Here is a 14,818-nt window from a genome sequence, read left to right as displayed (position 1 = left end):
CAGCCACCCCCGATCCTTGCCAGCGACTGCGCCGGCGACGATGCCGTCTATCCAGCGAATCCAAGCTCCGCAAAAGTGACGACCCTTGCGTCACAGGCGCGCGCCAACGCCGGATCGTAAGTCGAAAAAAAGACGGCACGGTCTGCGGCCAGTGTCTTGAACAGATCGACCAGCACCGCACGCGACGCGGCATCGAGCCCGCTGTCCGGATCGTCGGCGATCACGACGGCGGGCGCGCCGAGCGTCGTCGCCGTCAGGAACAGTTTCTTGCGCGTGCCGAACGACATCTGCTCGAAGCGCTTCTCAAGATGCGGGCCGAGCCCGAATCGATCGGCCAGCTCGAGCGTGCGGGCGTCGACGACGGTCTTCCTGCCGGCCGCCACGAGATCGAGAAACGCGCGCCCGGTCTGGAGCGGATAGGCGAGGCAATCGTCAGGCACGTACGCCAGCGCGGATTTCGCGTCGTGCGGCGCGGTGCGCAGCGAATGGCCGCCGATCCACACCTCGCCTTCGTCCGCGTCGAGCGTGCCGGCGAGCATGGCGAGCAACGTCGATTTGCCACTGCCGGTTTCGTCGCACAGCGCCACGCATCCGGCGCCGGATGCGTAGTGGAGTCCCTTGAAGATGACGCGCTTGTCGTAGCGCTTGCCGAGATTGTCGAAGCGGAGCATGGGTCGGTAGTCAAACGAAAATTCGCCAGGTGTGCGCGACCGACATCACGGTCGGCAGCAGGCCGGGCAACACGGATGGTCGGGACGCGTAGCGTGGCGGCCGATAGTGTAATGCGACACGCGACGCGCCCGCGGCCACGTGCCGGCAGTAAAGAACGGCAGCGGGCGATTCCTACTTGCTCTCGTCCAACGCATCGTTCCAAATCTTCGCGCCCTGCTCATGTGAAGCAATGCCGTTGAAGAATGAGTCAATGGCGGCGCCGATATCAAAGTCATCACACTTGTCCCACAAGATCAGTTTGGGCTTGTGTACACGGAAGTCGCCGCTGCTCTTCGGTGTGTAGGCCACCGCAATGGCCGCCTTTGCCCACGGGAAAGCGTAGGAACGCGCTTCCAGAATGATCGCGTCAACCTTTTTGCCTTCTGGCGTCGCGATCCGGCCGTCGTATGCCAGCACGCCGTCATTTGCGTTGAACGGGTCGCCCTCGAGCTGCTTTCGGCCGTGCTCGACGGCCTCGCCTACGTCGTCGAACACCAGCCGCTCGAATTTTCGCTGACCATCGTCAGTCTGAAATGCCACCATAGGGACAAGGCCATCTGCGTCGGAGACACACCAGACGGCATGCGCAGCGATAAAACCAGCGAGTTCAAAGGCGGTGAGCATGTTGGTGGCGCGGATAGGTTGGGGGTTGGGTGCTCATGTGACTGCGAAAGGTTGCTTTGGCAGCCCGAGTTTGCATGCGGCTCGCAAGGGTGCACTCGACGTCCGCCATTCAGCCAGTTGCAGGCGATCGCGGCCGGCGGCCAATTGTAGAACGGTGCCGCCTGCAAGCAAATTCGGCAGCATCGCCCTGGATTGGGCGATCGTTTCCCAAGCCGCACGTGCTGCTACGCCGAAAGTCAGGACGCGCGCGTCATATGGCTCGGGTATGCTGGATGAATGCCGTCCGGACGACCGACCCGCACGGCAAAACTGCAAACAATCACCGCGATCGTATCGCAACCACTGGCCGCACCGGGCCGATTTCAACTCCGGAACAGGGACTCGACATGGCAGAACTGGACAACGCGCTGTACGAACGGATCGGCGCGCTGAGCGACGCGGGCGATGCGTTGATGGAAGACGGCGACTACGCAGGCGCGCTCGAGAAATTCTGGGCGGGATTCGACCTGCTTCCCGAACCCAAGACCAACTGGGAAGCCGGCACCTGGTTGATGGCCGCCATCGGCGACGTGAATTTCCATCAAGAGAACTACGCGGCCGGACGCGACAATCTCGCCCAGTCGATGCATTTCCCCAACGCGATCGGCAACCCGTTCCTGCACCTGAGGCTCGGTCAGTGCCAGTTCGAGCTGGGCGATCTCGATCGCGCAGCCGACGAGTTGATGCGCGCCTATGCGAGCGGCGGGCCGGAGCTGTTCGAGGACGAGGACGGCAAGTACCTGCGATTCCTGGCGACGCGGGCGGAAGGCATCGAGACGCCCTGACGCGCGTGGTTCGTGCTGGCCGGCGTCGAGAGTGGGTATCGACGCCCGCGCCGGGATGCCGGGCGTTTCTCCGCATGAGCACAACTTGCCAATGAACCTGACCTTTCCCCTCGCCACCCGATCCGACGCCGAGACGCTGGTCGCCATCCGCATCGCCGCGATGCGCGACAGCCTCGAGCGCATCGGCCGCTTCGATCCCCAGCGTGCGCGCGACCGGTTTCTCGCGTCGTTCGATCCGGCGCGATGCCGCTTGATCGAAGTCGACGGCGTGAACGCGGGCTTTTTCGTGGTCCGGCCGCAGGAAGATCACTGGCTGCTCGACCATCTGTACATCGTGCCCGAGCATCAGGGAAAGGGGATCGGCGCGGCGGTGCTGCGCAAGATCCTTGCCGACGCCGATTCGCAGCGGGTGCCCGTTCGCGTCGGCGCGCTGCGCGGCAGCGATTCGAATCGTTTCTATGCCCGGCACGGCTTCGTGCAGGCCGACGAAGCGGAGTGGGACATCTACTACGTGCGTGCACCGGGTTCGGCGATGGTGTAGATCGCATCCGCGGTGCGATCCGGGTGAGCGCGTCAGCGTTTTCCCGGATACGGAATGCGCGGCGCATGCCGATGATGCAGAGAGACTATAAATACATGATCCGAGGCCATCATGACGACATCTGCAACAAACGGACTGAATGCGGTATCGCCTGAAACGACGGGGGCGGCAGCGACATCCGACGATGCGGGTGGCGTACCGACGATCCTGCTGGTCGACGACGAGCCGAGCGTGCTGTCGGCGCTCCGGCGCGTGTTCCGTCCCGCCGGCTACGCGATCCTGACCGCGGAAAGCGGCGAGGCGGCCCTCGAGATCCTGGCGTCGACCGAAGTCGACCTGATCGTGTCCGACATGCGGATGCCGGGCATGAGCGGCGCGGAGTTCCTGGCTCGCGCACGGGCGCTCTACCCGGACACGATGCGCATCCTGCTGACCGGCTATGCGGAAATCGCGTCGGTCGTGCAGGCCGTCAACGACGGCGGCGTCTATCGCTACCTGAACAAGCCGTGGGACGATCACGACCTGCTGCTGACCCTCGAACAGGCGCTGGAGCAACGGCGCCTGCGGCGCGAAGCGGCCCGGCTCGCCGCGCTGACGGAAGCGCAGAACGACGCGCTGCGCCGGTTCAACACGGAGCTCGAAACGCAGGTTCGCGCACGCACGGAGGAACTCGGCCAGACCGTGATGTTCCTCGAAGCCGCGCAACGCGACCTGAAAAGCAGCTTCACCGCGATGGTCCAGGTCTGCGCGAGCATGATCGAGATGCGCTGCGGGTCGGCCAGCGGTCATGCGATGCGGGTCGGCGAAATCGCGCGGCGGCTGGCGCTGACCTCCGGGATGAGCGAGCTGCATGCGCAGGACGTCTATTTCGCGGGGCTGCTGCACGGCATCGGCAAGTTGTCGCTGCCGGACGAATTGCTGCGCAAGCCGCTCGCGAAGATGACGGCGGAAGAGCACGGCCTGTTCCTGCAGCATCCGCTGCGCGCGCAGATGGTGCTGACACCGGTCGCGCAACTGCACAAGGTCGCGTCGATCGTGCTGCACCAGTACGAGCGCTTCAACGGACGCGGCACGCCCGACGGCCTGGCGGGCGACGCGATCCCGCTCGGCTCGCGAATCCTGGCGATCGCGCGTGACTTCGAAGGGCTGCGCAATGGCGACATCGGCGCGCCGCATTCGGTCGAGCAGGCGCTCGACGCGTTGCGCTCGCAGGCCGGCGTGCGTTACGACCCGCGGATCGTCGATGGCCTGACCGAACTGATGCGGGACCCGGCGAGCCTCGGCATCGCGGCGTCCGTCGCGGAAGTCAAGTCCGCGCAGCTGCGCGAAGGGATGCAGCTCGCCGACGATCTGCGCACGCATCGCGGCGTGCTGCTGATGACCAAGGGCAGCGTGATGTCGGCGCACCAGATCGAGCTCGTGCGCCGCTTCGAGACGCGCGAGGGCACGTCGTTCGACATCCTCGTGCTGGCCGGCCAGGCCGCGGCGAAGCCGGCGCAGAGCGCGCCGAATGCGGGCGCGGCGCCGGCCTGAGCTCGGCCGCGCGGCCTGATGGCCGCGGTGCACGACGGCGCGCCGCGGCAACGCACTCACCTCGATCCGGGCGCTCGATCATGCACGGCACCTACCATCTCCCGCTCGTCCTGCTGTCGCTCGCGATCGCGACGCTGGCCTCCTATACGACACTCGACCTGGCCGCCTTCATTGCGCTGCTCGACAACCCGAAGCTCAAGCGTGCGTGGCTGGGCGGCGGCGCGATGGCCATGGGCACCGGCATCTGGTCGATGCATTTCGTCGGCATGCTCGCGTTTTCGCTGCCGATTCCGCTCGGCTACGCATGGCCGGATACAGGCGCGTCGCTGGCGATTGCCGTGCTCGTGTCGTACTTCGCGCTGACGGTCGTCACGCGCGCACGGCTAGGCTGGCGGCGGCTGCTCGTGGGCGGCGTACTGATGGGCGCCGGGATCGCCGGCATGCATTACACGGGGATGGCCGCGATGCGCATGGAACCCGGCATCCGCTACGATGCCGCACTATTCGCCGCGTCGATCGGCATCGCGGTGATCGCGTCGACTGCCGCGTTGTGGATCGCACAGGCGTTGCGCGCGCAGCAGGCGCGCCATGCGACCGCCCAGCGGGTCGGTGCGGCTTTCATCATGGGTGTCGGCATCACCGGCATGCACTACACGGCGATGGCGGCCGCGCATTTCGCGCCGGACGCGCGGTGCGGGGCCGCGAACGGGGTCGACACGCCCTGGCTCGCGACGACGGTCACGCTGTTCACGACGGGAACCCTGGTCGTCACGCTGTTGCTGACCCGATTCGATGCGCGCACAACCTTCCTGCGCGGGATGACCGATACGCTCGAGCGGCTCGTGCGCTTGCGCACCGTCGAACTGGAGCGCGCGCTGCATCGCTACGAGCAGACGACGGCGATGCTGCAGCGCACGCGCGAGAACATGGCGACCGAGATCGACGAACGCAAGGCCGCGCAGGCGCGGCTCGAACAGGAGAAGGACGAGCAGCGGCGCCTGCTGCACGCGCTCGAGGAAACCCACGTGCAACTGCTGCAGTCGGAAAAGCTCGCGTCGATCGGTCAGCTCGCGGCCGGTGTCGCGCACGAGATCAACAATCCGATCGGCTTCGTCAGTGCGAACCTCAACACGTTGAAGACGTGGGTGCACAGCCTGCTCGACGTGATCGCCGCGCATGAAGCCGCGCTGCCGCAGCTCGACCCGGCCGCGCGCGACGCGCTGGCGGCGACGGGCCGCGCGGCGGACCTCGACTACGTGCGCGGCGAGATCGGGACGCTGATCGACGAATCGATCGACGGCGCGTTGCGCGTGCGGCGCATCGTGCAGGACCTGCGCGATTTCTCGCGTCCGGCCAGCGACGAGTGGAGCGTGGTCGATCTCCGCGCGGGCCTGGAAAGCACGCTCAACGTCGTCCACAACGAACTCAAGTACAAGGCCGACATCGTGCGCGATTACGGCGAGGTGCCGCAGGTCGAATGCCTGCCGTCGCAGTTGAACCAGGTGTTCATGAACCTGCTGGTGAACGCGGCGCACGCGATTCCCGAGCGCGGCGTGATCACGATCCGCACGTCGAGCGACGGCGAGCAGGTGTCGATCGCGATCAGCGACACCGGGACGGGGATGACGCCCGACGTCGTCCGGCGAATCTTCGATCCGTTCTTCACGACGAAGCCGGTCGGGCAGGGCACGGGGCTGGGCTTGTCGGTGTCGCACGGCATCGTCAAGCGCCATCGCGGCACCATCGACGTGACGAGCGAGCCCGGGCGGGGCACGACGTTCTGCGTCCGGATACCGATCCGGCGCGCCGGCGATCGCGCGAACACGGCGGAGCTGGCGCACCGGGCGTGATCGCATGACGGCGTTGCGTGCCACGGGCCGGCGCGGTTGTCGCACGTCATCGCAGCCGCTTGCGGCGTTGGCGACGAAAGAAATGCCAGAACATCGCGGTGGCGTCCGGCCCCGTGGCGGAATGAAACGGCTCGCGCGGGTCGCCGCCGCTCCACGCATGCGGCAGCCGGCGGACGATGCAGACCCTGACGACGAGACGCCCGGCCTTCAGGTAGTCGACATAGTCGGCGTCGTCGCGCGCATAGGTGCGTTGCTCGCCCACCCGCATCGCGCCGTGCTCGTCGACGAGCCGGTTGAGCCGCGCGAACGCGATGCCGAGCTGCGTCGCGTTCCGGTCGGTCACGACCGTATCGAGTGCGCCGTGCATGACGAGGGCCGGCATGCCGGGATAGGACGCGACGTCGGCGCACGCATCGACCGCGCGTATCGGGTCGTCGCGCAGGCCGCGACGCATCAGGTTCATCGCCGCCAACGTCGACGACGGCGGGGCGATGGCCGGCCCGGAGTGCAGGCCGACGGCCGCGAAGCGGTCGGGATGCCGGATGGCCAGTGCGGCGGCGAGCCCGGCTCCGGCGGACATGCCGGCCAGGTAGATCCGGTCGCGGTCGAAGCCGTGCTGTCGCACGATGGCGTCGACCAGCGACGTGACGGCCGCGGCTTCCGACTCCGTCGCGTCGCCATGCCAGTGCCAGCAGCGGTGCGCGTGCGCGGTCTTGGCCTGTTCGGGAAACAGCACGGCGAACCCCGAGCGCTCGGCGAGACGGCACATGCGCGTGCCCGCGGCAAACGATTCGGCACTCTGCTTGCAGCCGTGCAGCATGACGACGACCGGCATGCCGGCTGTCGTCGCCGGTGCGGCGGGGAGATACAACGCGTAGGCAAGATGGTTCACGTAGCGGCCGGCACTCGGGCCGGCGGAATGAAACGAGCGGAGCCACGTGCCGGGCGCCTTGTCCGCCGGGGCGCGGGCCGAATGCACGGTGCCGGTGCGTCCGGCGGGGCGCACGGTGGCGGCCGGCCGGGCGACCGGCTTGACCGCCCGCTTGGCGGCCGGCCGCGGCTTGCTCGTGCGCTTCGTCGGGCGCGTGCCGGCGGCGACGGAGAGCAGTTCGAGGGGCCGCAACCAGAGGCTGGCTTTTTTCCTGGGCATGTGCAGTTTCGTGCCGGCGGCCGACCTTGGCAGGAAGATGCGGCCGACTCCGCCGTCGCGTTGACAATCGAAAGGAGGCGCGGAGCAAGGATCGTGCTGCCGGCCGCGTGCACATCGAAACCGGTCGGCCGGTCGAATGCCACGGAACGCGGGATCCTGCGTCATCGCGGCGATTCGAGTCGGCCATCGGCGATGCTAACCGTCCGATGTGACGCGCCGGCGAATCGAAGTGTGCTTCGACCCTGTCGCGCGCGAGGCTAGCGCCGATCCAGCAGTGTATCGCTCAATACACTGAACGCCGCGCCCGGCAACTCGTGCAGATGCTCGACCACGCTGCTGACCGGATAGAAGGTTTCCACCGCATCGTCGAGTATCCCGACACCGATCAGCTCGACGTGCCGCTCGCGCAGCGCATCGACGCGGGCATGCAGGTCGGTGCGCAGGATCGCCGGGTTGCCGTCGCCGGTGGCCGGATAGCCGTCCGACAGCACCATCAGGATTCGCCGCCGCGCCCGCTTCGCCAGCAGCCGCCCGGCGGCCCAGCTCAACGCCTCGCCGTCGGGATTCTCGTGGCCGCATTCGATGCACGCGAGGCCGCTCGGGTTGTCGGAATCGAACCGCTTGTAGACGCGCAGGTCGAGCCGTTCGACGAACCGGTTGTAGCCGAAGGTGTCGCGGCCGGCGTCGATCCAGCGCTGGTAGTGCGCGCGCATCGCGGCATCCTCGACGGAACTGTAGCCGAGCACTTCGTATGCGAAGCCGAGCTGCGTCAGCGCATCGCACAGCGCTGCCGCGCACAGCCTGGCGAGTTCGATCTTCCTGCCGGCCATCGACCCGCTGCAATCGATCAGCAGGCTGACGGCCGCGTCGCGCCCGGGTGCGGCGCGCCGGATGCGGAATGGCGTGCGATAGCCGGGCGACGTGACGAGGCGGGCGAGCGACATCCGGTCGAGCTCGCCGCGCTCCTGTTCGCGTTTCCAGCGCGTCTGCTCGTCTACTTTCAATGCCCGTTCGAGCCGTCGCTTGAGCGGCTCGGTCTGCGCGCGGGCCGCGCTTCGCAGGCGGTGCCAGCGCGCCGGTTCGCCGTTGCCGGTGAAGTCCGTCACCGTGTCGAACGCGGTGGTCAGCGGGACCGACAGCAGCGGCCGGTTGTCCGCGGACAGGCGGATCGTGCGGGGCGGCATCGCGTCGCCCGGCGTCGGTGCTTCGGCGGACGATGCCGTGTCGGCGATCGCCCCGGCGTCCGATTCGGCGGAAACGGGCGCACGTGAGTCGTCCGGCGCGCGCTGGCCGTCCGACTCGAATTCGGCGGCGATGCTGTCGCTGTCGATCGTGCTGCCCGGATCGGCCGTGAACATCATGTTGTTCGCACCGGCCGACGCCAGCGCACGCACGCGTTCGACGATCCGGTGCGCGGCGCGGATGCTGTCGGCGGTCGATGTGGCTGCGCGCGCTGCGTCGACGAGATCGCCCGATGCGGCCATCGTCGCGTCGAGCGACGGCACGCGCTCGATGGCAGGCAGCGGTTCGTCCCAGAGCGCACGTTCGATGCGCCACACCAGCTTGTCGCGCCACGCCATGCGAGGCCACCGATGGAGGGTGTCGGCGGCCGTCGCCGCGCGCATCCGCCGCAGAAACGTCATCGCGCCGGGATAGAGCGCAGCGAGGCGGCTGGCCGCGCGCCGGTCGTCGATCGCCTGCGCGATGGCCCGCACCACGGGCGACGCCAGGGCGGCAAGGTCATCGATCGCACTGAAACGGACGCGCGCCGCGTAGAGGTCGACGAGGCCGGTGATCGCATCGTCGTCGACGTCGTCGTCGCCGGCAAGCAGCGTGTCGGGCAGCACCAGCAGGTCGCGCTGCGCGACGGGCGCGTGACGCGCGAACCGCACCTCGATGCCGTGCCGTTGCGCGAGCGTGCGGGCCAGCCGGGTCAGGTGGAGCGACCGCGCGTCGTCGTCCCGGTCCATCGCGTCAGGCCTCGACGTCGATGTAGTGGCGAATGATGCTGCGGATCAGGTCGGCGTCTTCCGCGCCGACCTTCGCATAGATCGTCGGGCCGGCGGCCGATTCGGGATCGCCGGTGCGCAGCATCAGCTCGGCCCAGTCGATCAGGCGCCGCGTCGAGAACGCGCTGGCCAGATCCTCGCGGACGAACGCGGCGCGGCAGTCGGCCGCGATGGCCGCGAGCGTGTCGGCCATCGCCGCGGTCATGGCCGGCCCGAACGTGCGCTGCAGCACGCGCGCCTCGTCGGGCGGCGGCAGGTAGTCGAGGCGGTAGACGCGCCAGCGGTCGAGAAACGCCTCGTTCATCACGTTGGCGCCCTGGTACAGATGGCGGAACTGCCCCATCGCGCCCACCGCATTGGCGGTCGCGAACAGCCGGAACGACGGATTCGGGACGACGATCTCGTTGCCCTTCTCCTTCAGCAACAAGCGGCCGGCCGGTTCGAGCACGGCGGTCAGCACCGCGAGGATCGCCGGTTCCGCGAAGTCGATCTCGTCGACGATCAGCCACAGCCCTTCACGCATCGCGGTCGGCAGCACGCCGTCGACCCAGATCGTTTCGCCGCCCTTGACGGTCCAGAACCCGACGAAGTCGCCGACCGTCGTCTGCCCGTTCATGTTCGAGCGCAGCACGCCATGGCCGGCCAGCGCGGCGGCCTGCTCGATGAGGCTCGTCTTGCCCGTGCCGGTGTGGCCGATCAGCAGGATGCGGCGGTTCTCGACGATGTCTTCCAGCACGTTCGTCACGCGCGCGGTGAACAGGTAAGCCGGGTTCAGCGGCGGCACGAGCGGCCCGCCCGGGCCGCGCGGCATCGGCACGCCGCCCACCTGCGCGACGTGCGCCGCGTCGCCGGTTGCCGCCGGTCGCGACGCGTGCGCGCTTCGCAGCGCCTGCATGAACGTGCCGCGATGAGCGGGCGCCGCGCGATCGCCGGCTTCACGCCGGACGAAACCTTCCTGGATCCATTTGTGCAGCTTCGCATCGAGGTTGTCCGCATCGACGACCGTATCGACCGAGGTGCTGCCGTCAGGCCGGTGATGCTGGATGCGGTACAGGTGCGCGCGTTCGGAGCGGCTGACGATCCATTGCCCGGCGGACGGGTCCGCCAGTTGACGATAGACGCCGAGTACCGACGGGGCGGAGGAGGTGGAATCAGCGGGTGCGTTCATGGTGGCGAGCGAGAGTGGACGGCTGGCGCTTCATGCCTGCGATGCATCGCGTCGATTGTATATTTTTGCCGTGAACGGCGACATTCGCGCGGGAAGCGATTCGCTGCGATCCGGGGCGGAGCAGGCGGCGGGTCGTTGCGCCAAATCGGGGGCGCGCCGTGGGCAATGCGCTGCAGCACGATCTTTCGGCTTCCTTGCTACGCCTCGAACCACGTTTGCCGTGCTGATTCGTCGGCAGCAGAGTGGCTCGTTGGTAGGGGCGCGGCCACGCCCATGCATGCGAAGGTCGATCGCCCCCCTCCGCCTTGCGCCGATCACCCGGGTTTTTCACGAAAACAACCCGCCACGTCGAATCGCGTCCCGCCACACCTTGATCAATCGGGTGGAATGTCAGTACCGTAGCAGGCTTGATCGTCGGGCTACCATCGCGTGTCGCTGGGCAGCCCGGCATGACATCTCATTGCGCGCCGGCTGATGACGCTGGCGAAGGAGTGTTGAACGTGACGGTGACGGGCGTGGACAAAGTGACGATTCGTCGTGCCAGCGCACTCGATGCCCCGGCTGTGCTGGCGATCTTCGACGACGTGATTGCGTGGTTCGTCTCCATCGGCAACGACGGGCAATGGGGCCGCGAGCCCTGGTCGACGCATCCCCGTCGGATCGCGCTCGTGACCGACGCCTGCGCGCTGCCCGACGCGTGGGTCGCAGAGGATCAGGACGGCCGCGTCCTCGGCGCCTTGATCCTCGGCGAGTCCATGCCCTACGTGCCGCCCGCGACCGAGCCGGAAATCTACGTGCGCGTGCTGGTGGCGTCGCGCGATGCGCGGGCGCGGGGAGTCGGCCGGCGCCTGATGGCCTTCGCGGACGAGCGCGCCCGGGCGGCCGGGGTGGCGCGCTTGCGGGTGGACTGCTATGGCGGCGGGACCGGCGCGCTGGTGCGTTTCTACGAGTCGTGCGGCTATGAGCGAATTTCACCCTTCGACGTGGAAGGGTGGCCGGGGCAGCTACTGGGGCGTCGTTTGTGACGGTGCCTGACCGAAGCCACGCGGCACGGCGGCTTGCGGCCGAGGCCGGGACGGCATCCAGTCGATCGTCTTACGCCTGGCCGGAAACGGTGGGCTGCCCGACGGGATGCCCGTGGGCCGACGAACCGGAATGCGCGGGCGCACCCTCCACACCGTGCGCGACCGGCAGCGCCACCCGCACATAAAGAAACGCGCGCCGCTCGCGATCGGGCAGCACCTGCGGCCCATAACTGATCGTGACCGTGCCGTCGTGAATCTCACCCGCCTGCGCGAAACGCCACGCGCGGGGATCGCTGTCGAGCAGGAATTCGGCGCGCGCATACGCATGCGGTTCGAACAGATCGGGAATCTCCACCGGGCGTCCGGCGAGCTTGTCGAGCAACGCTTCGACCACGTTGAAGCCATAGCCGTCGCGCACGATGTCGCAGATGAAGCTGCCCGCGATGCGCGGATTCAGTTCGATCACGTGCGGCACGCCGTCGTGCACGATGCAGTCCAGGTGCACGGGCCCCCAGGTCAGCCCGGCGGCCGCCGTGGCGCGCGACCCGACGTCGATCAGTGCGCGCAGCGTGCCCGCGTCGAGGTCGAGTTCGGACGTATAGCCGCGCTCGAGAAAGCCGGCCCCATGCCGTTTCAGCTTGCGCAGCGCGCCGACGTACCGGCCGTCGAAATACTCGACGCAGTATTCGCTGCCGCTCAGGAATTCCTCGATCACGATGCGCTCGGTCGCGCGCGCTTGCGCGTCGGCTTGCCCGGCGGCGAGGGCGTCGAGCTGCGCACGGACCTCGGCGATGTCCTCGCAGCGCCGCACGCCATCACTCGCCGAGCCTTCCGACGGCTTGACGACGACCGGGAAACGCAGCGGGTCGGCCGCGGCCGCGAGCGCCGCCGGCGCGGCCAGCGTGCCCGTGACGAAGTGCGCGGCCGGGATGCCGTGCGTGGCGAGCAGCGCCTTCTGGTTCGACTTCGACACCGCGTGCGCGACGTGGCGCGCATCGGGGCCGGGCAGGCCGAGCGCATCGGCGACCCACGCGGCGGTGCGCGCGTAGGTGTCGTGCGCGGTCGTCACGCGCAGCGTGTCGAGCTCGTCCGGATAGCGCGTGCGCAGCCAGCCGGCGAGCTGGCCGGCATCGGGTTCGAGGTTGATCGTCTCGACGCCCGCCGGAAAGACGCCGTCGAGACGGTGCCCGGGGGCGGTGATCACGGTCACGGCCGCTTGCCGCGCAAGCGCGCCGCGTACGAGCGCGAGGCTGCTGCCGGTGGCGCGGGCGCCGATCACGATGAGTCGCTTCATGCTGGATCCTTGATCGAAGGCGGAAGAGAGGAACGGCATCGCGTGCCGGCTAGCGCGCACGGCGGCGCAGGCGCTGCGCTTCGAGGCGCGGCAACAGATGCTGGACGACGCGCGGCAGCGTGTAGATCGGCAACTGCGCGCAGGTGAACACGAGCGCCATGGTGGGCGTCGCGGCGAGCCCGAGCGCGGCCCACATCAGGCCGACGTTGCGATTGGCGACGATCAGCGCGACATTGAGCCGCGTGCGGACGTCGCCGGGCGTGAGCCCGTACGCGATGACCTGGAAGCCCGCGTTGACGGCGAACGCGAGGGCGATCGCGGTCAGCGCGCGGTGCGGCGCGTCGATGATCGATTGCTGCATGCCGGCCATCGTGCCGAGCGCGAACACCAGCAGCGCGGCGACGACGGTCGCATCGATCGGCGTCGCATAGCGGTCGAGCCGTGAGCCGGCGAAGCGCCGCACGAGCAGCGCGACGCCCTCCGCGCTGCCGATCAGCAGCGCGAGCCGTAACGCGAGCGTCAAAGGTGAAATCGACACGGCCGCATCGTGGCTGAACCAGGCCGTCAGCAGCGGCGCGGTGAGCGGCACGAACACCATCGACGCGAGGGTCGCGACGAGCGCGATGCTGGCGTCGAGCGACAGCATCCGCGCGATCGTCGACGTGCCGCTCGACGGCGGCGCGCAGTACGCGATCACCAGCGCGACGACCCAGTCGTACGGCATGCCGGCGAGCCGCGCGGCGATGCCGAGCGCGACCGGGCACGCGATCATCGTCGCGGCGGGCAGCAGCAGCGACACGGCCGGCCGCCGCGCGACCGCGCGCACCGCGCTGGGCTCGACGCGCAACAGCGTGCCGAGCACGAACAGGAACACGGTGACGGGCATCAGCGGCCGCGCGAGAGCCGCGAGCGGCGGCACCAGCAGCCCGAGGCCGACACCGCACGCGAGCACGGTCGGGCCGCGCCGCACCAGCGCGGCGATCAGCGTGCGCACGGGCAAGCCTCGGAGCGACGGCGGACGGTCGGACGACCTGGGCAGGCGGAGAAGGGCATGCGGATTCCTCGGGAGCGGGCCGTCGGGCACCGGGTATCCGCAAGGCTAATCCGTATTTTTGGCGAAGTAAAATGATATTACCGCGATCAGTAACAAGAGAAAGTGATATGAACATCCCTCTGCTCGAAACCTTCCGGGCCGTCGTTCAGGAAGGCAGTGCGCTGCGCGCGGCCGAACGGCTCGGCTGCACGCAGTCGAACGTCACCGCGCGGCTGCGCCTGCTCGAAGCGTCGCTCGACGCGCCGCTGTTCGACCGGCACGGCAAGCGGCTGGTGCTGAACGACGCCGGGCGCCGGCTGATTCCGTATTGCGATCGCATCCTGCGCCTCGTCGACGAAGCGACGCAGGTGGTGCGCGAAGCACCGGTCGCGCGCAGCTTCCGGCTCGGCTCGATGGAAAGCACGGCGGCCACGCGGCTGCCGGCGCTCGCCGCCGCGTTGAAGGCGCGCGACCCGGCGCTCGGCCTCGCGGTGCAGATCGGCAGCGAACCGGATCTGGCCGACGCACTGCTGCGCGGCCGGATCGACGCCGCGCTCACCGCGCGCGCGGTCGTCCGGCCCGGGTTGCGCTACGAGCCGGCGTTCGCCGAAGAGATGGTGCTGGTGAGCGCGACCACGGCCACGCGGCGGCAGGTGCTGGCCGACAATACGGTGCGGCTGCTCGCGTTTCACGACGGCTGCCCGTATCGCGCGGTCGCGGAGCACTGGCTGAAGGCGCGCGGTATCGCGATCGAGTCGGTGGCGTCGTTCGGCACGTTCGGCGCGATCCTCGGCTGCGTGGCGGCGGGCATGGGCATAGCGATCCTGCCGAAGCGGATCACGACCGAGTACGTGGCGCGCAAGGAACTGCGGGCGCATTCGTTCGACGATCTGGACAGTGTGACGACCTATCTCGTCACGTCCGAAGCAGCGCCCGAGCTGCCCGAGCTCGATACATTGCGCGCGGTGCTCGGGCGGCAGGCGGGGGCGCTGCTCGGGCGCTAGCGGAGCGCACCTCGGCGCACACCCCGGCGCCCCGCGCCGCGCGCGCGGCGCC

General features: G+C 68.7%; 13 protein-coding genes. 6 read left to right on the top strand and 7 right to left on the bottom strand.

What is annotated here, in order from left to right:
• Nucleotides 1-47: 47 nt before the first annotated feature.
• The gene (locus LGM56_RS12765) at nt 48-671 is read right to left on the bottom strand and encodes an ATP-binding cassette domain-containing protein (RefSeq protein WP_226204858.1); all 624 of its coding nucleotides are present in this window, start codon (nt 669-671) and stop codon (nt 48-50) included.
• Between the two features lie 172 nt (nt 672-843).
• Nucleotides 844-1,335 (bottom strand): hypothetical protein, encoded by a 492-nt coding sequence (locus tag LGM56_RS12760; RefSeq protein ID WP_226204855.1) that lies wholly within the window; start codon nt 1,333-1,335, stop codon nt 844-846.
• A 386-nt stretch (nt 1,336-1,721) separates the two neighbouring features.
• On the opposite strand from LGM56_RS12760, the gene LGM56_RS12755 reads away from it, so the two are divergent.
• The 4 genes from LGM56_RS12755 (at nt 1,722) to LGM56_RS12740 (ending at nt 6,083) form a co-directional block, all read left to right on the top strand.
• Complete coding sequence (locus LGM56_RS12755; RefSeq protein ID WP_089498760.1) at nt 1,722-2,159, top strand: tetratricopeptide repeat protein; 438 nt, start codon at nt 1,722-1,724, stop codon at nt 2,157-2,159.
• Nucleotides 2,160-2,250: 91 nt separating this feature from the next.
• The gene (locus LGM56_RS12750; RefSeq protein WP_226204853.1) at nt 2,251-2,700 is read left to right on the top strand and encodes a GNAT family N-acetyltransferase; all 450 of its coding nucleotides are present in this window, start codon (nt 2,251-2,253) and stop codon (nt 2,698-2,700) included.
• A 111-nt stretch (nt 2,701-2,811) separates the two neighbouring features.
• A complete protein-coding gene (locus tag LGM56_RS12745; RefSeq protein WP_226204851.1) occupies nt 2,812-4,233 on the top strand; it encodes an HD domain-containing phosphohydrolase in 1,422 nt (473 codons plus the stop codon).
• A gap of 80 nt (nt 4,234-4,313) precedes the next feature.
• On the top strand, nt 4,314-6,083 hold the full coding sequence (locus tag LGM56_RS12740; protein ID WP_226204849.1) for a histidine kinase: 1,770 nt from the start codon (nt 4,314-4,316) through the stop codon (nt 6,081-6,083).
• A gap of 46 nt (nt 6,084-6,129) precedes the next feature.
• Here LGM56_RS12740 and LGM56_RS12735 read toward each other — a convergent pair whose 3' ends face one another.
• The 3 genes from LGM56_RS12735 to LGM56_RS12725 form a co-directional block, all read right to left on the bottom strand.
• Nucleotides 6,130-7,233: an alpha/beta fold hydrolase gene (locus tag LGM56_RS12735; RefSeq protein WP_226204847.1), complete on the bottom strand. Its 1,104-nt coding sequence runs from the start codon at nt 7,231-7,233 to the stop codon at nt 6,130-6,132.
• 257 nt (nt 7,234-7,490) lie between these two features.
• The gene (locus LGM56_RS12730) at nt 7,491-9,203 is read right to left on the bottom strand and encodes a cobaltochelatase CobT-related protein (RefSeq protein WP_226204845.1); all 1,713 of its coding nucleotides are present in this window, start codon (nt 9,201-9,203) and stop codon (nt 7,491-7,493) included.
• Between the two features lie 4 nt (nt 9,204-9,207).
• Entirely contained in the window at nt 9,208-10,410 is a 1,203-nt protein-coding gene (locus tag LGM56_RS12725) for an ATP-binding protein (RefSeq protein WP_226204843.1), read from the bottom strand.
• Nucleotides 10,411-10,910: 500 nt separating this feature from the next.
• On the opposite strand from LGM56_RS12725, the gene LGM56_RS12720 reads away from it, so the two are divergent.
• Complete coding sequence (locus LGM56_RS12720) at nt 10,911-11,435, top strand: N-acetyltransferase family protein (protein WP_413226776.1); 525 nt, start codon at nt 10,911-10,913, stop codon at nt 11,433-11,435.
• A gap of 70 nt (nt 11,436-11,505) precedes the next feature.
• Here LGM56_RS12720 and LGM56_RS12715 read toward each other — a convergent pair whose 3' ends face one another.
• Together LGM56_RS12715 and LGM56_RS12710 are read right to left on the bottom strand one after the other, a co-directional pair.
• On the bottom strand, nt 11,506-12,729 hold the full coding sequence (locus tag LGM56_RS12715) for an ATP-grasp domain-containing protein (protein WP_226204839.1): 1,224 nt from the start codon (nt 12,727-12,729) through the stop codon (nt 11,506-11,508).
• A 49-nt stretch (nt 12,730-12,778) separates the two neighbouring features.
• Nucleotides 12,779-13,723: a hypothetical protein gene (locus LGM56_RS12710; RefSeq protein ID WP_226204837.1), complete on the bottom strand. Its 945-nt coding sequence runs from the start codon at nt 13,721-13,723 to the stop codon at nt 12,779-12,781.
• Nucleotides 13,724-13,890: 167 nt separating this feature from the next.
• Between LGM56_RS12710 and LGM56_RS12705 the strand changes: the two genes are divergently transcribed.
• Nucleotides 13,891-14,766, top strand: coding sequence for a LysR family transcriptional regulator (locus tag LGM56_RS12705; RefSeq protein ID WP_089498751.1), 876 nt, complete (start codon nt 13,891-13,893; stop codon nt 14,764-14,766).
• Nucleotides 14,767-14,818: the final 52 nt, after the last annotated feature.

This window comes from Burkholderia sp. AU38729, assembly GCF_020419725.1.
In the GTDB taxonomy this organism is placed as follows: Bacteria; Pseudomonadota; Gammaproteobacteria; order Burkholderiales; family Burkholderiaceae; genus Burkholderia.
This window is presented reverse-complemented; position numbering and strand designations above follow the sequence as displayed.